This is a genomic window from Azonexus hydrophilus (assembly GCF_905120355.1).
Lineage (GTDB): Bacteria > Pseudomonadota > Gammaproteobacteria > Burkholderiales > Rhodocyclaceae > Azonexus.
Genome location: NZ_CAJHOB010000006.1, coordinates 160,646 through 185,033, shown reverse-complemented (window position 1 = coordinate 185,033; position 24,388 = coordinate 160,646). Strand labels below are relative to the sequence as shown.

The window sequence follows — 24,388 nt, the reverse complement described above, 5'->3', positions numbered from 1 at the left end:
ACTGGCCTGGCGGTTATCGAACACGCTGACCACCGACTTCTGCACGGCGGCGCTGGCCCGCTATGGCACACCGGAGATCTTCAACACCGACCAGGGCAGCCAATTCACCAGCGCGGAATTCACGGATGTGTTGAAGGCACAAGGCATCCAGATCAGCATGGACGGGCGCGGTCGTTGTCATGACAACATCTTTGTCGAGCGATTGTGGTGGACGGTCAAACACGAATGGGTCTATCTGCGTCCCTGTGAGAACGGTATCGAGCAGAAACGGAGTCTGACCGAGTGTTTCGAGTGGTACAACCGCCGCCGACCGCATCAGTCGCTGAACTGGCAGACACCGGACGAAACCTACTTCGGTGCGCTGGCCAAAGCCCAGGCGCAGGCGGCCTGAAATGCAAAAGCAATGCACTGTGGATTTATTACGCCGGTTCCCGCCTGACCGCGTCAGCGCGGTCCCCTATGGACAAACCGTGGACAACGCTATGCGTTGCCCAACGCTTGCCCACAGGTCGGCGGCTGCCCACAAGCTCCACAGTGCTCAAGCCAATCGTTATAAAATCCGGGAAAGTCAAAACCAAAACCCCGGCACCGGCCTTAGCTTATTCCAGCCCGGTGGCTGTCCAAACGACCGGGACCACCGCACTTCACTTCGGTCATTCGTAGCCCGAGCAGAACGAAAGCTTTACAGTGTCCAGAAGCGAAGGGCGATATACTGCTGCACCTACCCGAAATTTTACGAATAGCGTCGAATTAACGTGCACTCCCGGCTACTGCGAGTTTTATTCATGATTTGCCTCGCCATATTTGGCAGCCAAGCCCAATCCCGCGAGCTGAAGATCATCTTCTCCCAATACACGCCCCCTTATGTGTTCGAGAATGGTACGGGCATTGTGGTCGACATTGTGCGAGAGGCTTTAAAAGCCGGTGGCCATTCGATTGTGCCCATCTATGTCCCGATTGGGCGCGGTTTTGAGATGTTTGCCGAACAACGAGTCGATGGTACCGCGATCATCCGTGAAAATTCCGGATTAAAGGCCAACTACTCGGTTGATTTCATGCAGTACCACAATCGCGCCTTCACCCTGAAAAAACGCCAAATCAAATTGCAGAAGCTTGAAGACCTCAACAGCATGACTGTCGTTGCTTTCCAGAATGCACATAAGTATTTGGGTGAAGCATTTGGCCAGATCGCAACAAGCAATCCAAACTACAAGGAAATGGCCAATCAGGAAACCCAGACTTTGATGCTGCTGCTCGGCCGCATCGATGTGGCGGTGATGGATGAGAGTATCTTTCGCTTCTATCGGGAAAAGCTGATTGCTGAAGGCAAGATCCCGCGCACCATCGAATTCGAGGCTGCTCCGCTGTTTCCCCCGACGCCCTACAAGACTGCTTTTATCGATGCCGGGATTCGCGATACATTCAACCGCGAACTGGCTGCCATGCGCCGTGATGGCCGCTACCAGGCTATCTATCGCAAGTACATCGAAGAGTATTTCACCGTTCAGCAATGAAAAACGGAGCGCAGGCGCTATCTTGGCAACTACTGAAAGCCGTACTGTCGATCTATTTTGCGATTACTCTGTTGGTCACATTGGCCCAGATGGGCATCGAGTACGTTCATACCCGCAAGACAATCGAAACTGAACTGAGCAGTGTCGAACGCACTTTTTCCCCCGCGCTGACGACCGCCCTGTGGGAACTCAATCACGAGCAGCTGGAAGCATTGCACCAGGGCATCATCGATTTGCCCATCATCTCCAGCATGCGCGTGGTCGATGCCCGTGGGCGGCCATTGATTGACGATGTGGTGCAAAGCGCACTGGGTGGCCAGATCACTCACACCTTTAAGCTCGCACATCAATTCTCCGGCGAGGAGATATTTCTGGCAGATGTCAGTTTTGCAGCCACGGGGGACGTTGTCTTCGAGCGCCTGCGCGTCGGCTTTCAGATGATTGCATTCAGCGCTCTGATCAAGAGCACTGTCCTGACGATGCTGTTTCTTTGGGCCTTTCGGCGCCGTCTAGGCGTACCCCTCCAGAAACTCACGGATGCCGTGAGCGCAATTGACCTCGATTCGTTGGGAGACAAACATCACCTTGACCTGCAACAGGTACAAGCAAACGAATTGACAGAACTAGAAACCGCATTCAATCGAATGTTGCAACGGCTCGATGAGGAGCGAATTGCCCATTACTCGGAGCTGGAGGCCATAAACAGGAGGCTGGAGAAGCAAGTGGTTGATCGTACTTACGACCTTCAGTTGGCCAATCAGCAACTGGAGCAATTAGTGCGCACGGATCCACTCACCGGCATCGCCAATCGCCGGCACTTCGTCGAACGAATTCAAATCGAAATCCAGCGGGCCCGCCGCGAAAACATTCCACTGTCACTATTGATGATGGATCTGGATCACTTCAAGCGAATCAACGATACCTGGGGGCATGCGGCAGGTGATGAGGTGCTGCGTAACTTTGCCGGTGCCGTCGGCGAACTATTGCGCGCTACGGACATGCTTGCAAGGCTGGGGGGAGAGGAATTTGCCTTGCTGTTACCGAATACCTCGCAGGATGGCGCTATCGAGGTAGCCACAAGGATACTGGGGGTGGTGCACCAACAATCCATAGACTGCGACGGCGAGCAAATCCAATACAACGTAAGCATAGGGACGGCACTTCTTGCAGAGCACGAAACCCGCTACGAGTGCCTGCTTCAACGTGCCGATGAAGCCCTATACCGTGCCAAGGAAAACGGTCGCGACCAGGTTGTCAGCGAGCAAGCCATCTGAGGCGGATGAATGAAAACGACCATTTTGACGTCAGCCATCAGGCGTCGTTGAATTTATGCTTCTGTCCAGCTGAGCGGGTGCGAAAAGAAGCGGGACCAAGCAACCTCAAAAGACTGCCAGACAAGCCAGGCAGGCTTAACGACCCGCTAATCGCTTGCACTACGCAGAAAGTGACGCAGTCACCCTGTTCCGGCCGTTGCGCTTCGCTTCATAGAGGGCCGCGTCAGCCGCCGCGATGAGCGCTTCAGGGGCATTTTCGCCGTTGGGTTGCATGACAGCGACGCCAATGCTCAGCGTCACACAGTTCGCGGTGGGCGAGTCCGCGCGGGGAATACCCAGTGCCACCACGGCCGCACGCAATTCTTCAGCCTTGTTCTGGCTGGCGGGGTGGTCGCATTCGGGCATCAGGCACACGAACTCCTCGCCACCATAGCGTGCGACTAGATCTTGCGCACGCTTGAGGCCGGCCCTGAGGCTGGCAGCAACTTTCTGCAAGCAGGCATCGCCGGTCTGGTGGCCGTAATAGTCGTTGTAACGTTTGAAATGGTCGATATCGATCATCAACAACGTCAACGGCGTGTTGCTGCGCCGGCAACGACGCCACTCGATCTGCAAGGCTTCGTCGAAGCGGCGACGATTGGCAACACCAGTCAGTCCGTCGATAAAAACCAGCGAATGCAGCAGATCGGTCTGCGCTTTGAGCGTGAGATGCGTCTTGACACGAGCACGCACTACGGCCGGATTCACCGGCTTGGCGATGAAGTCCACTCCTCCCGCGGCCAGAGCGCCGGCCTCGTCCGCTGGATCGGAACGCGCCGTGACAAAAATCACCGGAATATCAGCGAGCGCCGGGTCGGATTTGAGCCGCCGACAAACTTCAATGCCGTCCATGCCAGGCATGACCACATCGAGGAGAATCAGATCAGGGGGTATGTTGTCACGACAAAAGGCGAGCGCCTGATCACCACTCGTAGCCATGAAGATTTCGTGATCCGCATGAAATATCTGGTACAGCGTCTGGATATTGATTGGCTGGTCGTCAACCACCAGCAGGCGCGGGCGCTCCGGCAGCGTCGCCAGCGCACGAAACTCCGGCGGTAGATTGTAGGCAGGCATCATTGCAACAGTATTCCCTTCAGATGGGCCGTCGTTTCGCGTGCAGCGGCAAAATCGAGCTTGAACAACGCGTCGTCGAGGGTTGCCAGGCTGTCGGCAAGCGTATCGTCCGCCTCGCGCTTGAGGGTGGCAAAGACATCGAGTGCGCGCATGTTCTGTTCGGCGAGCAAGGCATCCAGTTCGGCAAGGTGTTCGAGCAGTCGCTCCCTGTCGAGCGACACACTTTCCGTGGGATGCGGCGGGTCGAATACGTCGGCCGCGGCAATTAAGGTGGCGACACTCGCATCAATTTCGCTAGCGAGTTGTGCAAGGTGTTCTGTGTCGTCGCTGGTGCCGCTGGGTACGGCGAAGGCGGCTTCTGCTGCGGCAGCCTGGCGCGCCAGTGCCGTGGCGCCAAGCGTTGCCGCCAGTCCCTTGAGGGTGTGGATTTCGCGCGCGACAGCTGTCCGGTCACCTTGCTTGAGTGCGGTCTGTGCAGCCGTAACAAGCGCCGCACAATCCTTTCCGAAGCGCCGGGCAAGACTGGCAAACAGGGAGGAATTGCCATCAAGGCGCCCCAGCGCGGCAGCGAAATCGAAGCCTTCCGGCTGGGGCGGCAGTTCCGGCAAGGGTGCGGCAAATGCCGATGCAGGCAGAGCATCGTTTCCCGCAGCTGCATTGCGGCAATGATGCAACAACAGACCGATCAGCTCGCGAGCATCGATGGGCTTGCCGATATGGTCAGACATACCCGCGGCGAGACACGCCTCGCGGTCGGACGGCAGAGCATTGGCGGTCATCGCGATGATCGGCGTGACGACCGCCATATCCTGGCGTAGTACCCGGGTTGCGGTGTAACCGTCCATTTTCGGCATCTGGATGTCCATCAGGATCGCGCTGTAAGGCACCACGGCACGACGGACGCACTCGATACCCTGCTCACCATCGCCGGCTACCTCGATCTCGGCCCCGGCATGGGCAAGAAGTTCACGTGCGACTTGCTGGTTGAGCAGATTGTCCTCGACCACGAGGATGCGCAGGCCGGCAAGCGGCTGACCGGCCGGCAAGCTTGACGCGGCACGACGATCCACCGTCACCGATGCGCCGTGCGTTGCCTGCGCCACGGCGTCGAAGAGCATCGAGGGTGTGACCGGTTTGACGAGAAAACCGTCCAGCGGATTCGTTGCCTCGCCGAGCCGTTCGGCAATCAGTTCGCGGCCATGAGCGGTGATCATCAGAATTGCCGGCAGGCGTCCCGCATTAAGTGCACGAATGTGCTGGATGGTTTCCCAACCGTCCATGCCGGGCATGATCCAGTCGACGCAGAGGATGTCGAACGACTGCCCTGCGGCGGTTGCCGCTTCCAGCCGCTGGATGGCTTCGGCACCACCTGTTGCCGTCTCGGCCTGCCAGCCGAAGGAGGTGACCATGGCGGCAAGTACTTCGCGAGCCGTGGCATTGTCATCGACGATCAACACACGCAAGGCAGGTTGCCTGTCATTTTCCGCCGCCACCGTACGTTCCAATGCACTGGTTGCTGCGTCGCGGCGGAAATCGACGGTGAAATGAAAGTGGCTGCCCTGGCCGGGTGTGCTTTCCACCACCAGATCACCTCCCATCAAGCGCACCAGGCGGCGGCAGATCGCCAGCCCCAAGCCGGTGCCGCCGAAACGTCGCGTGGTCGAGGATTCGGCCTGGGTAAAGCCTTCAAATATGGCATCCAGGCGGTCGGCAGCAATGCCGATACCCGTATCGCGCACCGAGAACTCGATGCGCACGCGGTCTGGCGTGGCTTCCAGCAAGGTCAGACCGATCACCACCTCGCCACGCTCGGTGAATTTGATGGCATTGCCGGCCAGATTGAGCAACACCTGCTGCAGGCGATGGCCGTCGCCGCGCAGTGCGCGCGGCACGGCAGGATCGATCTGGAACAGCACTTCAACCTCCTTGTGCTGCAAGGTTGAAGACAACACCACAGAAAGATTGCGCAGCAGTTCGTCGAGACGAAAAGGTGTGTCGTCCAGTTCCAGCTTGCCGGACTCGACCTTGGAAAAGTCGAGGATGTCGTTGAGGATGGCCAGCAACGCACGTGCCGCCCCCTCGGCCTTGTGCACGTAGTCGCGCTGGCGTGCGTCCAGGCCGGTGAGCTCCATGAGTTGCAGCAAGCCGAGCACGGCGTTCATCGGCGTGCGAATCTCGTGACTCATGTTGGCGACGAATTCGCTCTTGGCGCGACTGGCCGCTTCCGCTTCGTGGGTACGCTGGGCCAGTGCGGCGTGTGCAGCCTCGGTTTCCGCGTCTGCCTCGCGACGGCGGCGCTGGGTCAGGTACAGGCCGGGCACGGTGATCGCGACGAGTAGCACGTAAATGCCACCAATCAGGGTGGCTTCTTCGCGCCAACGCACGTACATCGCATCGAGATCGCGACTGATGGCGACAACGACGGGTTTATCCATCTTCAGGGCGGGAGGCTGTACGGTGTGAAGCGCCATCATGCGCCGCTGACCAGTGAGCATCACCCTGTCGGTCATGATGTTGGTCGATTTCCCGCTATCCAGATGGCGAGAGAACAGTGACCCCGGCTTGGCCAGATCCACTCCCAGCAGTTCGTCCTGCAACGGGGCAATCAGGAAGAGTTTGCCATCGCCATGGGCCAGTGCAGCCCAGATATCCGGGGCATAACGCACCGATTCGAGCGTGCGCGTCAACTCGTCCGGGCTGAGCGTGGCGCTGACGATACCGGCGAATTCGCCGTTGGCACCGCGCAGCATGCGCACCATGTTCATTCCGAATGCACCAAGGACGGTTCTGAAAGGCGGGGCAAGATACAGCGTGTCGACATTCGGGTTGCGCGCAGCAACCTGAAAGTAGTCGCGTTCAGCGAAATTCCGGCCGATGAGCACGTCCTGGTTGGAGGCTATCGCGTCACCTTTGGCATCGAGTATCAACAGCGTACGCACTGCCGGCATGGCGTCGGCAAAAGCCTTGAGCCTGCGTTGAGCCTGCACCATGCCATCCGGTTCCGAGCGCCACTGTGGCAATTCGTCGCGAATGCCGACAAGCGTCCGGTTGATGGTGTCGATCTGACGTTCCAGCGCATCGTGAATCACACGTGCCTGCACCGTCAGTCGATCACGTTCGCGAGTCTCGATATCCTTGCGCATCTCGGACATGAAGTGGCCGATGATCAGCGCAACCACCAGCAAAGCGCTGCCAAGCAGCAGCCACTCGATAGCGTAGCGAGATAACGGAGCGGTGCGTTGGGTGTCCGGCATGTTCGGAGTATAGCGTGACGTGATCGAAGACCCATGCTCAGTCTGAGCGGGAATGGCTCGTTAGGTGAAATCCGCGACAGAAGTTCCAGGCGGCAGCGCTATCACGCCATGAGATTCAGCCAGCCTCTTGACGGCCAATTGCTGCATTTTTCATGACGAAGGAAGAAGATCAACCTGCTCTTGCCGCTCGACTCTCCAACGAGTCAACCTCCTGGGTTCATCAGGGATCCAACCGCTAGCGGATTGGATGGAAAATAAAAATGCATATACGAAGCTGTCAGACGATTCTGGCGATAGATCGCCTCGCCTTTCTCCCCATTACCTTTGCTGGCCCGGACAAGGGGTGACAGCGGGGTTTCACATTGCGAGTAGTGGAAGGTATGGCCAGAAAGGCGCCCTTCCGGCAGGTCTGCGAACTGTGTTCCGAGTGCGGCCAAGCGCTGCTGCATGACCACCCTGCCCGCCAGTAGTCCACCGAAGCGATGGGTAATTCCGGCCTTGTCCACAACCTCCTCGAACAGGCTCATCATGCCGCCACACTCGGCAAGTAGCGGCTTGCCGGCTGCCACATGGGCGCGTAGTGCGGCCCACAGGGCGGAATTATTGGTCAGTGCGGCCGCATGTAGTTCCGGGTAACCTCCTGGCAGCCAAACCGCATCGCAATCCGGTAACTTGTCGCCAGTAACTGGCGAGAAAAACCGCAGCTCGGCGCCAAGCTGTTGAAGGATCTCCAGATTGGCCGGATAAATGAAGCCGTAGGCAATATCGCGCGCAATGGCAACAGTCCTGCCTGCGAGCATGGGCGGTATGGCTGGAGCCGGAGTATCGGCAAAATCGACTGGTGCCGGCAGATCCAGCCCGGTGCTTGCGGCCAAGGCATCGGCCAATTTTTCCAGGCGCTCTCCGAGGTCGGTAATTTCTTCTGCTTGGAGTAGGCCAAGATGCCGTTCCGGCAGACTGTCACCCCTCTTTGGCAGCGCGCCGAACCACCCCATGCCGCGCGGCAGGCTCTCTCTGAGCATGTCAGCATGGCGTGCACTTCCCACGCGGTTGGCCATCACACCGGCAAAAGGCAGGCTGGGGCGGTAACTGGCCAGGCCGTGGGCAATGGCACCGAAAGTCTGTGCCATTTTTCCGGCATCGATCAAGGCCATGATTGGGATACCAAAGCGCTCGGCAATGTCAGCTGCCGACGGCTGGCCGTCGAACAAACCCATCACGCCCTCGATCAGGATCAAATCCGAATCGGCTGCAGCACGGGCCAGGCGCCAGCGGGCATCAGCTTCGCCGCACATGCCGAGATCGAGGTTCTGGCAGGGGCGGCCACTGGCGAAAGCATGTATTTGCGGGTCAAGAAAATCAGGGCCGCACTTGAAAACAGTGACCCGTCTGCCCTGCCGGCTATGCAGGCGTGCCAGGGCGGCGGTGACAGTGGTCTTGCCCTGGCCAGAAGCGGGGGCTGCGATAAGAAGAGCTGGGCAGGATGGCATGTTGTGTCGTGTCTGGTGTGAAGTTGCGATGATAGACGCTTACAAAAAGGCAAGATACGGCAAGATACCGCTGAACACGACGTGCGTGCTCAGCGGCGAGTACGGACGGTGTGCCTCTCAACTCAGGCGGCTACTCCGCCGTCTTGCCTTGAGCGCGAAACCCCTAGTTCGACCGTCCACACGGTGGGCTGCCTGTCACGCTCACTGGCGTGGGGGTACGCAGTCCCGCCGCAACCCCGCGGACGGTCTTGTTACACAACGCCGCCCTGCCTTGGGGCTGGGCAACATGAAGCAACAGGCCGGTCTCCGGGCTGATCAGTCTTGAGGCATCGACTTCCCAACCGGTTCGCGCGCATTGCTGGGCAATGCGACGTTGCCGGCCAGTGGCTGGCGGCTCCTGCGAGTCGCCGTGACGCATCCGCACTGACTTACCGTTGCGGGGGCAGCCGGGGCATTGCGACCGTGTCGGTCACGCACCCCGTTCCCGTTTCACCCGACGCCTTGCGGCGGCGGGCACCTGTTACCTTGATCCGGCTGGACGCATCCGGCCGGGAATTTCTTAAAGCTTGGTTCTGGTTTTCCTTTGCGATTTATTCGGGTAGCGGAGCGTTCCGCCCTAGTGCGGACCTGCTTTGCCGAAACAGCCTTCGCCAGCCAAGGACGCAGCCGCTCAGACAGAGCGCGCCGCCCATCAGAGAAAGAATGATGATCAGCGCATCGCGGCGCCAGGCCTGGGTCAGCAAGGGGGCAAAGTCGAAGCGGTGTAGCGCCTGGTAGAACCAGCGGAAGGCAGTGTCGTGGCGATTGGCTTGCATAACGATGCGGCCGTTCTGCGGGTTGATGTAGAAGACGCTGTGCTCACTGTCGTTGAAGCGAAGGCGGGCCACGGGAAAGCTGCGCGTCTGGTGGCGCAGCGAGAAATAACGTTGATCCGGCTCGGTCAGCCACTGTGCTTGCTGTGTCGTACCGGGCCGTAACGCGGACGCGGCAAGGGCGATTTCATCAAGTTCGAGCTGGTGGCGGCGGCGTCCGTTGCGTTCGATGATGACTTGTTCACCAGCGGATTGGTGCAGCCGGGCCAGTGGCTTACCGGCAAAGCGCAGCCAGTCGACTTCCCGCGTTGCCGGGGTGATTTCGGGCAGCCAGTCGAGAATGTCGGCGCTCAACTCGCCACCGGCCAGTTGTTGCTGCTCGGCCGGCGTCGCATAAATGCCACTGGCCAGGCCAAGCGGGGCCAGAGACAGCCAGCCGCTGAGCAGCCAGGTAATGACGAATACCCCGCCGCTGAGACCGAGCAGGTGATGCCAGTATTTCCACGCCGCGCGATAGGGCGTTCGGCGTCCACCGGGGTAAGGCGTGCGTAGGCGCAGACGTTGCCAGCCCAGGTACAGACCGGCCAGCGCCATGAGCAGGGCGGCAAAGCTGATCCACAGTACCAGACCGCGCCAGAGTTCGCCGTGCTGGCGCAAGGGGGTGAAATACAGCCAATGCACGACGCTGCCGATCCAGTTCCAGGCCCGCTCGGACCGGTTCGTGTCGAGTACGACTTCGCCGCTGCCGGTCGAGACGTAGTAATCCCGGCCATCTGCCAGTTCGATGCGCAGGAAAGGGCGCCAGGCGTCGAACTGGCGGTAAACCGTCCATTGGTCGAGCGCCAGCGGTGTGACGGCAGCAACGCCGGTGTCGCCGAGATAGGCGGCGGCAAGGCGCAGTGCCTGCGCCGTGTCGGGTGCGCTGAAGTGGCTGGCATCGTCGGCATAGACGGTCGACCAGCGGTTTTGTGCAAAAAAGCGATAGGCCGGACGATCTCCCGCCATGTTCAGGCGGACGACCTCCGGCCAGCCCGTCAGGCCGAGGGCCTGCCAGGCGGTGAGCGGCGAAATCCGGACGCGCTCGGTGGCCAGCGCCGGCAGTGCGGCGAGCCGTTCGGCATCGGTCAACTGCGGCCGGGCGACAAAAAGCATCACCACGCCGGACACGAACCAGAGCAGCAGCATCAGCCCCAGTGTCATGCCCAACCAGCGATGGCCCAGATGCAGCCAACGCGCGAATTTCGCCTGGTTCATGTCAGAACTTCAGTTCGGCGACGAGTTCGAAGCTGCGCCCCTGGCCCAGCACAAACTGCTGGCTGCCATACGAGGTCGTGGCGTAGACCTTGTCGGTCAGGTTGCGGCCGAGCAGGCGCAGTGTCGTCCGCTGGTCATACGTCCAGGCGAGTGCGGCATCGACAACGCTGTAAGCCGGCAGGACCACGCTATTGGCGTTGTCGGCATAACGTTTGCCGACGTAGCGTCCGCCCAGCGAGGCGAGCACCGGACCGAGGCGGTGATGCGCCCACAGGTTGGCGACTTGTTCCGGCACGCCGGTCGGCCGCTTGCCGGAACGGTCGACGCCCCCGGCTTCGAGCAATTCATCGTAGCGGGCGCGTAGCACGGTGAAGTTGCCTTCAAAGCGCCAGTTCTTCCACGGCGTCAGCGCGGCGCTCAGCTCGATGCCCTGTGAGTGCTGGCTGCCACCCTGTACCGAAAGCGCCGGGTTCACCGGATCGCGGGTGATGATGTCGTCCTTGTCGATGCGGAACAGCGCTGCCGTCCATTCGCCCAGGCCGTTGCCCAGGCTCTGCTTGATTCCCGTTTCGACCTGCTTACCCTTGGTCAGTGTGAAGTTGCTGTTGCTCAGGTTCATCGTGATGATGCTGGTCACCGGATCGTGACCGGTACTGGCCTGGGCGTACAGGCTGGTGGCCGGGCTCAGTTGATAAGTCAGGCCAAGGCGCCAGGCATTGCCGCGCAGGGTTTTGTCGAAATCGGTGCCGTTGACCAGTTCGTCGCGCGACACGTCGGCGACATCGTGCCGGATACCAGCCATCAGCAGCCACTGGTTGGCGAATTGCCAGGCGTCTTCGGCGTACAAGGCTTGCAGGGTCGAGCGGGTGTCGAACTTGGCCAGCGTCGGGTCCGGGCTGGACCAGGCGCCATGCGCCGGGTTGCCGGCCGATACGGTCGACGCGCCGCCATAAGGCGAATTGTTGCTGTGGCGGAAATTCACCCGGGCCACCTCCCAACCGATGACGCCCCGATGGCGCTCCGTGCGGATGCCGGCCTCCAGGCGGTTACCGGTCTGATCCATGTTGTGCCTGATTTCGAGGTAATCCGAACGGTTGACCGTGCCGGCTGCGGCGTTCAGGCTGTACTGCTCGACATTCTTCCAGTGGCGGTTGGCTTCGAAGTAATACACCTCGTCGCGCAGGGTCAGCCAGTCGTTGGCCTGCCACTCGACGCGGCCGCGCAGGCGCTTGTCTTCATAGCCGATGATGGCATCGCTGACGTTGTAGTTCTCGTTACGCAGGCTGGAAACGATGCGGCCCTTGTCGTTCGGCGTGCCCCAGTAACGTTCCGGGTTCTGCTTGCTGTAGTCGGCGAGTAGCTCGAAGCGCAGGTCGCTGCTCGGCTGCAGGCGCAGCGTCGTCAACAGCTTGCTGCCGCTGGCATTGCCCAGGTCGCGCTGTCCGTCGGTAGTGTGGCCATAGGCGTCGACACGGAAGCTGGCGATCTCGCCGAGCGCCCCGGTACCGCCCAGACCGATGCGCCCAGTGCCGTCGGTGCCGATGCCGAACAAGGCTTCGGCGCTGGCTGTGCGGCTTGGCGCCTTGCGCACCGCGTTGATCGTGGCGCCGACGGTACCGCTGCCATAGACCACCGAGGCCGGCCCGCGCAACACTTCGATGCGTTCGTAGCCCCAACTATCGTTCGGGTAATTCTGGGTGCCGGCACCGGTCGACAGGCGCATGCCATCCTCGGCCAGGCCGACCGAATTGGTGCCGCTGAAACCGCGTGTCGAAAAGGACATCGTACCGTTGCCGCCGGAACCGACGCCGCTGACGCCGGTGGCACGGGTAATGGCATCCATGATCGTGTAATCGCCGCGTTCCTGGGTAGTTGCGCTATCGACACTTTCGATGCTCGCCGGCAGTTCGCGCACGGTGACGCCGGTACGGCTACCGGTGGTGCTCGCCTGGTCAAGGCCGAGGCTGCTGGCTTCGCGCTCGGCCGTCACTTCGACGGGGGCGAGTTGGGTGTCGGCACAGGCTGAACCCATGGTCGCCAGCGCAGCGAGCACGGCGATTGATAATTGCGATGGCGAGGGAAAGCGTCTGGATGCTGAAATATGAAGGTACTGCATAGGTCAAACTCCCTGGTTCGACCGTCCACGCGGTGGGCTGCTTTCCACACTCCCTGGCGTGGGGTGTACGCAGCCCTCCGCACCCCGCGGACGGTCTCGTTACATAGCGTCGCACCGCCTTGCGGCAGGGCGACCCGAAGCAACAGGCCGGTCTCCGGGCTGATCAGTCTTGAGGCATCGCCTTCCCAACCGGTTCGCGCGCATTGCTGGGCAATGCCACGTTGCCGGCCAGTGGCTGGCGGCTCCTGCGAGTCGCCGTGATGCATCCGCACTGACTTACCGTTGCGGGGGCAGCCGGGGCATTGCGACCGTGTCGGTCGCGCACCCCGTTCCCGTTTCACCCGACGCCTTGCGGCGGCGGGCACCTGTTACCTTGATCCGGCTGGACGAGTCCAGCCAGAAATTCCTTAAATTCCGGTGTGCAGTTTCTCCTTGTCGAGCAACGTGACGACGCTGCCAATGACCAGCAGAGTCGGCGGTTTCACGGCGAATTCCTTTGCCGTTTCAGGCAGGAGGTCAAGCCGGCTCGGGTAGATACGTTGCTCCGGCCAGGTCGCCCTGTAGATCAATGCGGCCGGCGTTTCACCGGGCAGGCCGGCGGCCTGCAACTGCGCGCTGATCGTCTCCAGGCCCTTGACGCCCATGTAGATGACGATGGTCTGGTTCGCCTGGGCCAGCGCCGTCCAGTTCAAGTTGATGCTGTGATCCTTGAGATGGCCGGTGACGAAGACGCAGCTCTGCGCGTGTTCGCGGTGCGTCAGCGGAAAACCGAAAGCAGCGGCCGCGCCGAGCGCTGCGGTGATGCCGGGCACGATGTCGACCGGAATGCCGTTTGCGAGCAGCAATTCCATCTCCTCTCCACCACGCCCGAAAACGAAGGGATCTCCGCCTTTGAGCCGGACGACACGGCGGCCAGCACGAGCCTGTTCGAGTAACAATTGCGAAATTTCTTCTTGCTGCAAGGTGTGCTTACCTGCCGCCTTACCAACGTAGATCCGCTCGGTAGTTGAGGGGGCAAAATCGAGGATCTCCGGTGCCACGAGGTTGTCGTACACCACCACCTCCGCCTGGCGCAACAGGCGCAAAGCCTTCAGCGTCAGCAGTTCCGGGTCACCGGGGCCAGCGCCGACCAAAGCCACCTGCCCGCGTCCACTCACCGCACGTTCAGCCTTCAAGGGCGTTCTCCTCGCCTTCCGGCGGCAGCTCGGTTTGCAGGACGGCGGCGATGTACTCTTCCGGCAGGCGGTATTCGGCAGCCAGTTCGGCAACGCTCTTGCCGCTCTCCTGGATCGTCGCCATCCAGCCGCTGAGCCCAGTGGACAAGGAACGACCGGCCTGCTCACCGGCGTACGTATTGCGCTCACCTTCTTCAATGGCGTACTTGTTGGCATAGCCGCGTGGCGTAACCATCAGACCATGCTTGATAAAGGTATTGGAATTGCCGATCAACACCGTGGACAGCATGCCGATGTCGGCCTCGCCCATCTTGTCGAGAGTAGTGAATTCGATGCGCTGCTTCGGCCGGAAGCCGGACTTGACGATGGCAACTGGCGTCTGCGGATCGCGGTGACGCAGGAACAGACGCTGGGCCTCGACGATCTGCTGGGTACGCCGGCCGCTCTTCGGGTTGTACAGGGCGACGACGAAATCGGCATAGGCGACGGCGTCGAGGCGGCGGGCGATGGTCGGCCACGGGGTGAGCAGATCCGATAAGGAAATGGCGCAGAAATCGTGGGTCAGCGGCGCGCCGACGAGAGCGGCGCAGGTATTGATCGCCGAGGCGCCGGGGACGATCTCGACCTCGATGCCGGAATCCGGCGTCCACCCGGCCTGGAACAGCACCTCGAAGGTGGGGCCAGCCATGCCGTACACACCGGCATCACCGGACGACACCAAGGCCACTTTCTTGCCCTGCCGTGCCCGTTCCAGCGCCTCTATGGCGCGATCGAGCTCTTCGGTCATTGATTTCTTGATGACCTCCTTGCCCTCGATCAGATCGGCGACAAGGCGGATGTAGGTGACGTAGCCGATCACCGTGTCGGCTTCGGCGATCGCCGTCCGGGCTCGGACCGTCAGGTGGTCGTGACTGCCCGGGCCGAGGCCGACGAGCATGATCTTGCCGTGTTGAGCCGTGTTTGCTGATGCGTTCATTGGGGAATCCTTGCAATGGAGACAGTGGCATTGCGGCCGTCAGGGCCGCGCAACTTGTGTTTCTCGATGAGTAGATCGGTTTGCTCGGCACCGGCACAGAGAATTGCCGCTGCCTCCGAAACCGAGGGGGTACCAGTGTGCTTACGGACGGTTTCCGAGGGATTCGGCACCGCGACCGTGGCGAGTTGGCTGGCCGGGTAAAAGCGGATGGTCCAGCCATAACGCTCTGCGACTTCAGCCAGTCCGCTCTCGTCAGCCTTGAGGTCGATCGAGGCAACGGCTCGCACGTCAGCCAGTCTGGCGCCGGCTAACGTCAGGGCTTGCTCAATCGCCTGCAGGATGGTCGTAGCCGGGGTGTCGCGGTCACACCCCAGACCGAGGGCGATATTCATGCTGCGTCTTCTGTCCGATAAGTCACTTGCCGGCCGGCAAGTTGGCGGACGTAAGCAGCCGGCATCGTCCGCTGGCTGATCCACAGCACGGCAGCGAACTGATCGGGGGCGACGTGTTCCAGCTGGGAAAAGCACGTCACGTTAGCCGGCAGCGGTCCACTACGGCCATTGGCGTGCCTGACCCACCAGTCCGGGCTACCGCATTCCTGCACCAGGGCTACAGGTTCGTCATTGACCATGGCAGCGCTGCAGTGAACGATCTCCTCGTGCGTCGCCTCAAATTTCCAACCCAGTTCGCGGCCCAGCAGGTCGACGGCAAGGGTTTCGCGGGCATCCGAAGCGGTGGTCAACACCGGCGTGGCACCGAGAGCAGTTGCCAGATGCCCAGCCAGTTGGTTGGCTCCGCCGAGATGGCCGGAGAGCACGGGGATGACGAACTTTCCGGCTTCATCGATGACGACCACGGCCGGATCCTCCTCCTTGTTTTTCAGATGCGGCGCGATCAGGCGGACGACGGCACCAAGCGAGACGATGCAGACGATGCCGTCGAAGGCGGCGAACAGTGCCGGCACCTGATCGCCGACCTTGCCGGTGTAGCAATGGGCAGCGCCGGGGGCTGCGGTTTCCGCTGCGACGCGGAATTTCTCAGGGCAGAACAAGGCGGCGCCCGGCAACGCGGCGATGACTCTGCCGGCCAGCGCGATGCCGTGTTTGGTAATCGAGACGACGGCGATTTTCATGAAGTGGATGCTCTATCGGAGTCGGGTTATGGGTTTTCAGGCAGCGGGCGTTGCTGAGGCGTCGCCGGCTTCCTTACGCTTGCGGCAGCCACGGCGCAATTCGCCGCGCACGCGTTTCGGATTCTGTACCAGCATGAGCGACAGGTAATTGACCTTCTCGCCCTTGAGGCGGCTGACGTCGCGCACGATGCGCTCATCCGGCGCGCCAACCTTTTCGACAAAGACCGTGGTCGCCAGGAGATCGCGACGCTCCAGCAGGTCGACGACTTCATCCACCAGCGGTTTGACCTTGAGCAGCGCCAGGGTGTCGAACTCATCGAGGAGATGGCTAATGACTTCGACCCCGTAGGCGGCAGGAATAATGGCGAAGGTTTCATCTTCCTCGGCCAGCGTCACCCCGGTCGTAGCAGCAGCGGCAGCAAAAGAGGAAACACCGGGAATGGTCTCGACTTCGATTTCAGGCACCCGTTCGCGCACGACGCGTGCCAGGTGACCGAAGGTGGCGAAGGTCGAGGCGTCGCCTTCGACCAGGAACACCAGGTCACGGCCTTCGGCGAGGAGTTTGACGGTCTGCTCGGCGGCACGCGCCCAGGCCTTGGCCAGAATCTCGGCATCGCGGGTCATCGGAAAGACCAATTCGACTGCGTCGTCCGGCACGGCGATACCGCCGCGGGCGACGATGGACAAAGCGTAGGAGGATTCCTCGGCCTTCTTCACCGGGTACAGCCAGCGCGCGCCGGATTGCAGCGCCGCCCAGGCGCGGCGGGTGATCAGTTCGGGGTCGCCGGGGCCGAGGGAGGCACCTATCAGCTTGCCGTAGCATTTTTGTTGAGTCATTCGTTCTCCTTGTCTTGATGCCAGGCGCTCACAACCCAGACCGGGTTCTGTGCCGCCATGCGGTGCATGTCGAGAATGGGCTGGCTGCGGCTGGCTTGCAGCTGGACGACATCCCAGGCGGCGTCGATCTCCTTGAGCGTCGCCGTTGCCGTGGCAAGGTTTTCCAGCGTCACGAAATTCATCACCAGGCGGCCGCCCGGCTTCAGGCGTTTGCTGATCAGCTTGATCAGTTCCCCGAGTTCGCCGCCCGAGCCGCCGATAAACACGGCATCCGGGTCCGGCCAGGCATCGAGTCCGGCCGGGGCCTTGCCTTCCCGCAGCGTGTAGTTACCGACGCGGAATTGCGCGGCGTTAGCCCGCGCGTTGGCCGCATCGGCCGCGTTTTTCTCGATCGCCCAGACATGACCGTATGGCGCCAGCCGGGCAGCTTCGAGGCCGACCGAACCGGAACCGGCGCCAATATCCCAGACCACGGCATCCGGCCGCAGACGCAGCTTGGCAAGCGACAGGGCACGGGCTTCCTGCTTGGTGATCAGGCCCTTTTCCGGGGTACGCTGGATGTATTCGAGATCCTCCAGACCGAAACCGGGCATGTTTGCATCGCCGCTACGCTCAACCAGCGCGACGCAAGGCCCGGGAAACTGCATGTAGGCCGCCTTGGCCAGCGTTAACCCGGTGTAGATGACTTCATCGTCCAGCAGTAGCCGGCAGGCTACGGAAAGCCGGACATCGTCGTCATAACCCATGCTCAACAGGGCACGGGCCAGGCGGGACGGGTCGTTGTCCGGGCTAGTAAAGGCAAAAACCCGCCGGTTCAGCGCAATTGCCCGCATCAGCGGATAGAGGCCATGCACTGGCCCCGCGCCCGGCAGCCATTCGCCGGCATCCGCACTGTGGCATGAGGCCAGCACAACGTCGTGCCACGGTTTCTGCCAGCGGGCGAAAGCGATTTGCAGGGTCGACGGTGCCGGCAGGATGCGCACGCCGTCATGCCCCAGCTTGTCCAGCAAATAGGTGGCGATGCCATGGCACAGCGGGTCGCCGGTCGCCAGTACAGCAACCGACTGGCCGCTGGCAAGCGCCGACTTGATCCATTCCGGGCACCGGGTGAGCGCCCCATCCATGTCTCGCAAATCGGCCTGCGCCAGATACGGGCGGACCAGTTCGAGCGTGCGCCCAACGCCGATCACCAGCTCCGCCTGCTGCAAGGCCTGGCGGGCTGGATCGGCAAGTCCAGCCCAACCGTCGTCGAGGATACCGATAATGCTGACGCTCATGCCAGCGCCTCCGCTGCGTCCACTCGGCAGATGAACTGCCCTTCGAAATCACAGACCAGCACGGTGAGGTGGTAATTGCCCGGGTATTGCCCCTTCAAGCTGCGAATGGCTTTTTTCGCCAACTGGCGATGGAAGGCTTCGGCCAGGCCAAGCACAGCCAGCCGTTCGGCGGCAAAGCGCGCCGTTTCCGCAGCGCGAATTTCCTCGACCAGGTCGGCCGGCGCACCAACTTCCCGGGCCGATTCGGCAAGGATGTCGCGGTCGATTTCGGCCTTCCAGGCATGGGTTACCGATAAGCCCTGACACATCTTGGTCAGCTTGCCGACCATCGCGCCAACATAGATCCGGGGCGTTTTGTGTTTGACGGCGCTGGAGAAAGCCGCCTTGACGAAGTCGCCCATCTGCACGAAACAGGATTCGTCGAGTTCGGGCAACTGGCGCATGGCGAACTTTTCGGTACGCCCGCCGGTGGTGAACACCACGCTGGTCTGCCCCTGCTTCGCCGCGACATCGACCGCCTGCACGACGCTGGCGCGGAAGGCGGCGGTCGAGTACGGGCGGACGATGCCGGTGGTGCCGAGGATGGAAATGCCGCCGAGGATGCCGAGGCGGGCGTTCAGCGTCTTCTTCGCCATCTCGTCGCCGCCGGGCACCGAAATGCTCACTTCTAGGCCGTCGTGTTCGAGTAGTTCGCCAGCGACGGCGCGCACGTTGTCGAGAATGTTGCGGCGCGGCACCGGATTGATCGCCGGCCCGCCGACTTCCAGGCCCAGCCCTTCCTTGGTCACCACGCCGACACCCACACCGCCCTTGAGCACGATCTCGCCGGCGCGGTGCGGCAGCAGGCGGACGTCGGCGGTCAGGTGGGCGCCGTTGGTCGCATCCGGGTCGTCGCCGGCATCCTTGACGACGACGGCGTGCGCCAGCCCGGCCGCTTTCTCGACGCTGCCGTCGAGTATTGGAAAGGCCTGGTCCTGGCCGTTGGGCAGGCGGCTGACGATGGCCTCCGGCACTTCGCCCAGCAGCAGGCCGAGGCTGGCGGCGCGCGCCGCCGCCGCGGCACAGGCGCCGGTGGTGAAGCCGGTGCGATTGCCGCGCGCGCGCTTGCCGTCGCCCTTGCGGACCTTGGCGGGTTTTTCAGCGGTGCTCATGCGGCCTTTTTCTGTGCCGCTTCGGCCAGCGAGAGCATGGCGTGAATGGCAGCGACAACCAGCGTCGAGCCGCCCTTGCGGCCCTTGATCGCCACCCAGGGCACTTCATTGACGGTCATCAGCAAATCCTTCGATTCGGCCGCCGAGACAAAGCCGACCGGCATGCCGACAACCAGCGCCGGGCGCACGCCCTCCTCGCGGATCAGACGGACCAGTTCGATCAGCGCGGTCGGTGCGTTGCCGATGCCGACGATGGCGCCGTCGAGCTTACCGAGGCGCTGCGCCTTGCGCATCGCCTGCACGGCGCGGGTCGTGTCGGCGGCCTTGGCGGCCTCGATGACATCTTCGTCGGAAATGTAGTGGTGCGTGCTCAGGCCGAAATGCTGCAAGCGCGGCTTGGACAGGCCGACGCAGATCATCTCGACATCGGCGACGATGGGCGTGCCGCCCTTCAGCACGGCGTGCATGCCGGCCTGCATCGCATCCGGGTGGAAAGCGGTGAGGCCATTGAACTCGAAATCGGCGTTGGCGTGGATCATGCGGCGCACCAGCGGCCACTGCTCATCGGTGTAGCTGTGCGGACCGGCTTCCGCGTCGATAACGGCAAAGGAATCGTGTTCGATGGCCCGGCCGGCGGCGGTCAGTTGTTCGGTAATGGTGTTGGTCATGTTTCTCCCCTTGATCAGGCGTGGCTGTGGGCACAGCCATGATGTTCGTGAGCAGTGTTGTGCTCACGATGTCCATGCTGGGCGCAACCGATGGCGGTGTGGCTGTGGTCGTGCAAATGCTCTGCCTCAGCCAGTTCCCGGTACTTGCAGCCGTCGCATTCGAGCATGTCGCCAACCTGAGCATCGGACGAGACCCGGGCATCGAGCAGCTGAAAGATTCCGTCGTCGAAACCGAAATGGCTGCCCAGGCCGAAGGCAATCTGAGGATACTGATGGCGCAAACGGGCCACCTGCTCGCCGATGCGCTCGATCAGTACGCCGGTGAACAGATAGACCGGGATGATGACGATCTGCATCATGCCCAGCCGTGCCTGCCGCTGCACGACGCTTTCCAGCCGTGGCCAGGTGACGCCGGTAAAGGCGAGGTCGACCAGTTCATGCTCATTTTCCTCGTACAGCCAGCGCGCCATCTTGGCCAGTTCGCCGTTGGCGCCGGCATCCGACGAGCCACGCCCAAGCAGGATGACGCCGGTGGTTTGCGGGTCGGGCACGGCCAATTGCTTCATCTGACGGTCGAGCTGGGCTTGCAGGACAGCAAAAATCTCGCGTCCCATGCCGAGATGGCGAGTAAGAACGAACTTGACTGCGGGATGTCGGGCGCGGGCCGCTTCCACCGCCGCCGGCAATTCCATCTTGACGTGGCCGGCAGCGTTGAGGATGAAGGGAATGGCAACCACCGTCCGCGCCCCTTGGGCGGCGCGATCCAGTCCTTCCTCCAGCAAGATTTCGGCATGCTCGATGAAGCAAACCTCAATCCGCCAACCGGGATGACGCTCCCGCCATTGGGCGGCGAAGTGGATTGTTTCCTTGTTGCCGTCGCGGCCACGCGAGCCGTGGGCAACTAGGAGAATGGTGGTATCCGTATTCATGACGGGAGCTCCTGAGAAATAACTGGGGTAGCGGCCGCCTTGCGGAATCGATGGCCGAAGGCAGGGTCGTAGAGTTTGGAGCGCACCAGGTCCGTCCAGTCGGCGGCGCCCAGCGTCGGGCTGGCGACGATCATCGCCTGGCTGCCGATCTTCGCGGCCTGGCAGCGCTGCTTGATGTCGGCCAGGGTGCCGCGCACGATCTTTTCCTCGCCCGGCCAGCTCGCCTTCTGGACGACCAGAATCGGCGCATCCTCGGCCCAGCCGGCGGCGCGCAGCGCGTCCTGCACCTTGTGCAAGAGCGTGATCGACAGGTAGATGCACAGCGTGGTTTTGTGCGCAGCCAGGGCTTCCAGTTCCTCGCCCGGCGGCATCGGCGTGCGCCCGGCAACGCGGGTGAGGATCACCGTCTGCGTCACTTCCGGCAGGGTCAGCGTCTCGCCGGCCGCCGCCATCGAGGCCATCGCCGAGGAGACGCCGGGGACCACGGCCCAGGCGATGCCGGCGGCGGTGAGCGGCCGCGTCATCTCGATCAGCGCGCCGTAGAGGCCGGGGTCGCCGGTCTGCAGGCGGACCACGGTTGCATGCCGGGCGGCGGCGGCGAGCAGCCAGTCGGTCATCTCTTCGAGCGTCATGTCCTTGGAGTCGCGGATCTCGCAGCCGGCCGGCGCGTACAGCGTCGCCGCCTGATCGACCAGCGAACCGGCGAAGAGTACGGCGCCCGCCTGTTCGAGCAGCTTGCGCCCCTTGACGGTAATCAGGTCGGGATCGCCGGGGCCGGCGCCGACAAACCAGATTTTTCCGCTCATCGGCAAAATCCCACGGTCAACCGCCAAAATCGGGCAAATTTCATCGAGCTTCCTCCAGGGAAAGTTGCGCCAGCAGCGCGTCCAGGCTGCGGGCCGGTGCGCCGGCGGCGATGCCGCGCGCGGCCAGCGCGCCTTGCAGCGCAACCACCGCCGGCAGCGGCTGCCCGGCCTGTTTCAGCGCCTCGGCCTGCGTCGGCAGTTCGGCGGCGGCAAAGGACGCGAGGCAGCGGCCGGCGGCAAGCAGATGGATGTCGTCGGCCCAGCGGTAGGCGAAATCAACGTCGTGCGTGGACAGCACGATGGTGATGCCCTGCCCCGCCAGGCGGTCGAGCACGGCCAGCAGCTCGTGCTGCATGGCGGCGTCGAGCCCGGCCATCGGCTCGTCGAGCAGCAGCACTTCCGGCTGCATGGCGAGCACGCCGGCAATGCAAACGCGCTTTTTCTGGCCGAAGCTGAGGTGATGCACCGGCCGCCCGGCCTGCTCGCTCATTCCTACCGCCGCCAGCGCCTCGGCAACGCGCCCGCGCACCGTCGCCTCGTCGAGGCCGAGATTGAGCGGGCCGAAAGACACGTCCTCGACGACACTGGCCGAGAACAACTGGCGGTCCGGATTCTGGAAAACCAGCCCGACCCGCCGGCGCAAGGCGGCCAGCCCGGCGCGGCTCCTGTCGAGCGGCGCGCCGGCAAAGCGCAGGCTGCCGGCGCTCGGTTGCAGCAGGCCGTTGCAATGCATCAGCAAGGTGGTCTTGCCGGAACCGTTGGCGCCGAGCAGCGCATTGCGGCTGCCGCGGCGGATGGCCAGCGAACAGCCGTCGAGGCCGAGGCTGCCGTCGGCGTAGCGGTGGCTGAGCGAAAGCGCTTCGAGCAGCATCAGGACGCCCACCGCGCCAGGATCAGCAGGCCGCCGCCGGCCAGTACGGCGAGCGCAGTGTCGCGCCCGGCGTGGGCGAACTGCGGCGTCAGGAAGCGCAGGCTGCCGTCGCCGTTACGTGCCAGCGCCGCCAGATGCAACGCCTGCGCGCGCTGCCAGACCTGCAATGCCAGGTTGGCCGTGAGCTGCCCAAGCGAGCGCAGGCTGTGGCGCAGCGTCGCGTCGCCCAGGCGCGCCTGCTGCGCGGTGCGCACCTCGTGTACGGCCTGCGAGAAGATGAAGAGCATGCGGTAGCAGAGCACCATCAGGTCGAGCAGCACGGCCGGGCAGCGCAGGCGGCGCAGCAGCGCGATCAGGTCGGACAGCGGCGTCGTCAGCACCAGCCCGAGCAAGGCCGCCAGCGCGGCGAGCGAACGGCCGGCGAGTGCGGCGACCTGCGGCCAGGCTTCCGGCGCCCAGCGCCAGCCGCTGTCGGGATCGAGCGCCAGCAGCAGCCCGACGCAGGACAAGGCAAGAAAACCCACCGCCGGCGCCGCGACGCGCAGGTAGAGGCCCGCCGGCACGCCGGCACCAACGCAAGTCAGCATAGCGGAACACAGTGCCAAGCGCAGCGCCGCCCCCGGCGACACCGCGGCAAAAGCCGCCAGCAGCCCGGCCAGAGCGAACGCCGCCTTGGCCGCCGGGCTGACGCCGCGCCAGCGGTTGGCGTAGGCCGCCTGTTCAATCAGCATGCGGCGCCTGCTCCCTTGCTTCGCCCTGTTTGCGCAGCTTGTCGCGGGTTACCGCGCAGCCCAGCCAGTAACCGATGACGCCAGCCCCCAGCGCCGCCTGCAAGGCGAACAGCAAGGAGGCGATTTCGCCGCTGGCGGGTTCCAGCAGCGGCTCGAACCAGCGCTGGTAGTCCGGCGCAACGGTAGCGATGGCCTGTTGCGCCTTGTCGTCGGCGCCGCCGAACAACTCGCCCTCGTCGCTGCCGATGCCCAGATAAGGCACCAGCCACAGCGGCAGCACGGTCAACAGCACGACGGCGGCCAAAATCAACAGATTCTGCTTCTTCATGCCTTGCCCCCGTTTACGGCGAACAGCGGCAGCCCTTGCAGTTCCTGAGCGTTGAAGCGGGTCAGGGTATTGACCACGAGCACCGTCAGCAGCCCTTCGCTGATCGCCAGCGGAATCTGCGTGATCGCGAAGATGCCGCCGAACTTGAGCAAGGAGGCGGCAAAACCGCCGGCCGGATCGGGAAAGGCCCAGGCCAGCTGGATGGCGGTGGTCAGATAGGTGGCGAGATCGCCCAGGCAGGCGGCGGCAAAGACGCAGACGGCGAGCGACAGGCCGCAGCGGCGACCGAGGCGGAACAATCCAAAGGCGACGAAAGGCCCGACGATGGCCATCGAAAACACATTGGCACCGAGCGTCGTCAGCCCGCCATGCGCCAGCAACAGCGCCTGGAACAACAGGACGACGAAACCGACCGGCACCATCGCCAGCGGTCCGAACAACAGCGCGCCGAGCCCGACGCCGGTGGGATGCGAGCAACTGCCGGTGACCGATGGCAGCTTGAGCGCGGAGAGGACGAAGGCAAAGGCGGCGGCAACGCCGAGCAACATGCGCTGCTCCGGCTGCGCCTGCAGTTGCCGGCGCACCGAATGCACGCCCCAGGCCAGAAACGGCGCCGACGCCAGCGACCAGCCGAGGGCGTGCTCGACTGGAAGAAAACCTTCCATGATATGCATGAC

Annotated in this window: 22 protein-coding genes and 2 riboswitches; of the genes, 3 read left to right on the top strand and 19 right to left on the bottom strand. The window is 62.8% G+C overall.

Going from position 1 to position 24,388, the window contains the following annotated elements:
* From JYJ39_RS06695 to JYJ39_RS06685, 3 genes are all read left to right on the top strand, one after another.
* On the top strand, positions 1-391 hold a 391-nt coding region (locus tag JYJ39_RS06695; protein WP_205203083.1), incomplete at its 5' end, for an integrase core domain-containing protein.
* Between the two features lie 394 nt (positions 392-785).
* Complete coding sequence (locus JYJ39_RS06690) at positions 786-1,514, top strand: substrate-binding periplasmic protein (RefSeq protein WP_205203082.1); 729 nt, start codon at positions 786-788, stop codon at positions 1,512-1,514.
* Positions 1,511-2,788 (top strand): GGDEF domain-containing protein, encoded by a 1,278-nt coding sequence (locus JYJ39_RS06685; RefSeq protein WP_205203081.1) that lies wholly within the window; start codon positions 1,511-1,513, stop codon positions 2,786-2,788. The genes JYJ39_RS06690 and JYJ39_RS06685 overlap by 4 nt, the downstream gene beginning before the upstream one ends.
* A gap of 159 nt (positions 2,789-2,947) precedes the next feature.
* Here JYJ39_RS06685 and JYJ39_RS06680 read toward each other — a convergent pair whose 3' ends face one another.
* From JYJ39_RS06680 to JYJ39_RS06590, 19 genes are all read right to left on the bottom strand, one after another.
* Positions 2,948-3,907: a diguanylate cyclase domain-containing protein gene (locus JYJ39_RS06680; protein ID WP_205203080.1), complete on the bottom strand. Its 960-nt coding sequence runs from the start codon at positions 3,905-3,907 to the stop codon at positions 2,948-2,950.
* Positions 3,904-7,158 (bottom strand): response regulator, encoded by a 3,255-nt coding sequence (locus tag JYJ39_RS06675; protein ID WP_205203079.1) that lies wholly within the window; start codon positions 7,156-7,158, stop codon positions 3,904-3,906. The genes JYJ39_RS06680 and JYJ39_RS06675 overlap by 4 nt, the downstream gene beginning before the upstream one ends.
* Positions 7,159-7,361: 203 nt before the next feature.
* Positions 7,362-8,648, bottom strand: a complete 1,287-nt coding sequence (locus JYJ39_RS06670) for a cobyrinate a,c-diamide synthase (protein ID WP_205203077.1) — start codon at positions 8,646-8,648, stop codon at positions 7,362-7,364.
* Positions 8,649-8,928: 280 nt separating this feature from the next.
* Positions 8,929-9,184: riboswitch (cobalamin riboswitch) on the bottom strand.
* 54 nt (positions 9,185-9,238) lie between these two features.
* A complete protein-coding gene (locus JYJ39_RS06665) occupies positions 9,239-10,714 on the bottom strand; it encodes a PepSY domain-containing protein (RefSeq protein WP_205203075.1) in 1,476 nt (491 codons plus the stop codon).
* 1 nt (position 10,715) lies between these two features.
* Positions 10,716-12,830 carry a TonB-dependent receptor gene (locus tag JYJ39_RS06660; protein ID WP_240189572.1) on the bottom strand — a complete coding sequence of 705 codons (2,115 nt, stop codon included), beginning with the start codon at positions 12,828-12,830 and terminating at the stop codon, positions 10,716-10,718.
* A 128-nt stretch (positions 12,831-12,958) separates the two neighbouring features.
* A riboswitch (cobalamin riboswitch) is annotated at positions 12,959-13,214 on the bottom strand.
* A gap of 23 nt (positions 13,215-13,237) precedes the next feature.
* Positions 13,238-14,005: a uroporphyrinogen-III C-methyltransferase gene (gene cobA, locus JYJ39_RS06655; protein WP_205203073.1), complete on the bottom strand. Its 768-nt coding sequence runs from the start codon at positions 14,003-14,005 to the stop codon at positions 13,238-13,240.
* A complete protein-coding gene (gene cobJ, locus JYJ39_RS06650) occupies positions 13,995-14,981 on the bottom strand; it encodes a precorrin-3B C(17)-methyltransferase (protein WP_240189571.1) in 987 nt (328 codons plus the stop codon). The genes cobA and cobJ overlap by 11 nt, the downstream gene beginning before the upstream one ends.
* A complete protein-coding gene (locus JYJ39_RS06645) occupies positions 14,978-15,373 on the bottom strand; it encodes a cobalamin biosynthesis protein (RefSeq protein ID WP_205203071.1) in 396 nt (131 codons plus the stop codon). Before JYJ39_RS06645 ends, cobJ begins: the two co-directional genes overlap by 4 nt.
* Positions 15,370-16,113, bottom strand: a complete 744-nt coding sequence (locus JYJ39_RS06640) for a cobalamin biosynthesis central domain-containing protein (RefSeq protein WP_205203069.1) — start codon at positions 16,111-16,113, stop codon at positions 15,370-15,372. The genes JYJ39_RS06645 and JYJ39_RS06640 overlap by 4 nt, the downstream gene beginning before the upstream one ends.
* 36 nt (positions 16,114-16,149) lie before the next feature.
* Complete coding sequence (gene cobI / locus JYJ39_RS06635; RefSeq protein ID WP_205203067.1) at positions 16,150-16,950, bottom strand: precorrin-2 C(20)-methyltransferase; 801 nt, start codon at positions 16,948-16,950, stop codon at positions 16,150-16,152.
* Complete coding sequence (gene cbiE / locus JYJ39_RS06630) at positions 16,947-18,227, bottom strand: precorrin-6y C5,15-methyltransferase (decarboxylating) subunit CbiE (RefSeq protein ID WP_205203065.1); 1,281 nt, start codon at positions 18,225-18,227, stop codon at positions 16,947-16,949. The genes cobI and cbiE overlap by 4 nt, the downstream gene beginning before the upstream one ends.
* The gene (locus tag JYJ39_RS06625) at positions 18,224-19,378 is read right to left on the bottom strand and encodes a cobalt-precorrin-5B (C(1))-methyltransferase (protein ID WP_205203063.1); all 1,155 of its coding nucleotides are present in this window, start codon (positions 19,376-19,378) and stop codon (positions 18,224-18,226) included. The genes cbiE and JYJ39_RS06625 overlap by 4 nt, the downstream gene beginning before the upstream one ends.
* Positions 19,375-20,046 (bottom strand): precorrin-8X methylmutase, encoded by a 672-nt coding sequence (locus JYJ39_RS06620; protein WP_205203061.1) that lies wholly within the window; start codon positions 20,044-20,046, stop codon positions 19,375-19,377. Before JYJ39_RS06620 ends, JYJ39_RS06625 begins: the two co-directional genes overlap by 4 nt.
* Positions 20,047-20,060: 14 nt before the next feature.
* Entirely contained in the window at positions 20,061-20,975 is a 915-nt protein-coding gene (locus tag JYJ39_RS06615; protein ID WP_205203059.1) for a sirohydrochlorin chelatase, read from the bottom strand.
* Positions 20,972-21,781 (bottom strand): precorrin-4 C(11)-methyltransferase, encoded by an 810-nt coding sequence (gene cobM / locus JYJ39_RS06610; RefSeq protein ID WP_205203057.1) that lies wholly within the window; start codon positions 21,779-21,781, stop codon positions 20,972-20,974. The genes JYJ39_RS06615 and cobM overlap by 4 nt, the downstream gene beginning before the upstream one ends.
* 40 nt (positions 21,782-21,821) lie before the next feature.
* Positions 21,822-22,652, bottom strand: coding sequence for an energy-coupling factor ABC transporter ATP-binding protein (locus JYJ39_RS06605; protein ID WP_205203056.1), 831 nt, complete (start codon positions 22,650-22,652; stop codon positions 21,822-21,824).
* The gene (gene cbiQ, locus JYJ39_RS06600) at positions 22,652-23,383 is read right to left on the bottom strand and encodes a cobalt ECF transporter T component CbiQ (protein WP_205203055.1); all 732 of its coding nucleotides are present in this window, start codon (positions 23,381-23,383) and stop codon (positions 22,652-22,654) included. Before cbiQ ends, JYJ39_RS06605 begins: the two co-directional genes overlap by 1 nt.
* Positions 23,373-23,711, bottom strand: coding sequence for an energy-coupling factor ABC transporter substrate-binding protein (locus JYJ39_RS06595; RefSeq protein WP_205203054.1), 339 nt, complete (start codon positions 23,709-23,711; stop codon positions 23,373-23,375). The genes cbiQ and JYJ39_RS06595 overlap by 11 nt, the downstream gene beginning before the upstream one ends.
* Entirely contained in the window at positions 23,708-24,385 is a 678-nt protein-coding gene (locus tag JYJ39_RS06590; RefSeq protein WP_205203053.1) for an energy-coupling factor ABC transporter permease, read from the bottom strand. Before JYJ39_RS06590 ends, JYJ39_RS06595 begins: the two co-directional genes overlap by 4 nt.
* Positions 24,386-24,388: the final 3 nt, after the last annotated feature.

Bases quoted from the DNA above. Each gene is read 5' to 3' on its own strand.
- JYJ39_RS06690 (WP_205203082.1), top strand. From the start codon at position 786: ATGATTTGCCTCGCCATATTTGGCAGCCAAGCCCAATCCCGCGAGCTG.
- JYJ39_RS06685 (WP_205203081.1), top strand. From the start codon at position 1,511: ATGAAAAACGGAGCGCAGGCGCTATCTTGGCAACTACTGAAAGCCGTA.
- JYJ39_RS06680 (WP_205203080.1), bottom strand. From the start codon at position 3,907: ATGATGCCTGCCTACAATCTACCGCCGGAGTTTCGTGCGCTGGCGACG.
- JYJ39_RS06675 (WP_205203079.1), bottom strand. From the start codon at position 7,158: ATGCCGGACACCCAACGCACCGCTCCGTTATCTCGCTACGCTATCGAG.
- JYJ39_RS06670 (WP_205203077.1), bottom strand. From the start codon at position 8,648: ATGCCATCCTGCCCAGCTCTTCTTATCGCAGCCCCCGCTTCTGGCCAG.
- JYJ39_RS06665 (WP_205203075.1), bottom strand. From the start codon at position 10,714: ATGAACCAGGCGAAATTCGCGCGTTGGCTGCATCTGGGCCATCGCTGG.
- JYJ39_RS06660 (WP_240189572.1), bottom strand. From the start codon at position 12,830: ATGCAGTACCTTCATATTTCAGCATCCAGACGCTTTCCCTCGCCATCG.
- cobJ (WP_240189571.1), bottom strand. From the start codon at position 14,981: ATGAACGCATCAGCAAACACGGCTCAACACGGCAAGATCATGCTCGTC.
- JYJ39_RS06645 (WP_205203071.1), bottom strand. From the start codon at position 15,373: ATGAATATCGCCCTCGGTCTGGGGTGTGACCGCGACACCCCGGCTACG.
- JYJ39_RS06640 (WP_205203069.1), bottom strand. From the start codon at position 16,113: ATGAAAATCGCCGTCGTCTCGATTACCAAACACGGCATCGCGCTGGCC.
- cobI (WP_205203067.1), bottom strand. From the start codon at position 16,950: ATGACTCAACAAAAATGCTACGGCAAGCTGATAGGTGCCTCCCTCGGC.
- cbiE (WP_205203065.1), bottom strand. From the start codon at position 18,227: ATGAGCGTCAGCATTATCGGTATCCTCGACGACGGTTGGGCTGGACTT.
- JYJ39_RS06625 (WP_205203063.1), bottom strand. From the start codon at position 19,378: ATGAGCACCGCTGAAAAACCCGCCAAGGTCCGCAAGGGCGACGGCAAG.
- JYJ39_RS06620 (WP_205203061.1), bottom strand. From the start codon at position 20,046: ATGACCAACACCATTACCGAACAACTGACCGCCGCCGGCCGGGCCATC.
- JYJ39_RS06615 (WP_205203059.1), bottom strand. From the start codon at position 20,975: ATGAATACGGATACCACCATTCTCCTAGTTGCCCACGGCTCGCGTGGC.
- cobM (WP_205203057.1), bottom strand. From the start codon at position 21,781: ATGAGCGGAAAAATCTGGTTTGTCGGCGCCGGCCCCGGCGATCCCGAC.
- JYJ39_RS06605 (WP_205203056.1), bottom strand. From the start codon at position 22,652: ATGCTGCTCGAAGCGCTTTCGCTCAGCCACCGCTACGCCGACGGCAGC.
- cbiQ (WP_205203055.1), bottom strand. From the start codon at position 23,383: ATGCTGATTGAACAGGCGGCCTACGCCAACCGCTGGCGCGGCGTCAGC.
- JYJ39_RS06595 (WP_205203054.1), bottom strand. From the start codon at position 23,711: ATGAAGAAGCAGAATCTGTTGATTTTGGCCGCCGTCGTGCTGTTGACC.
- JYJ39_RS06590 (WP_205203053.1), bottom strand. From the start codon at position 24,385: ATGCATATCATGGAAGGTTTTCTTCCAGTCGAGCACGCCCTCGGCTGG.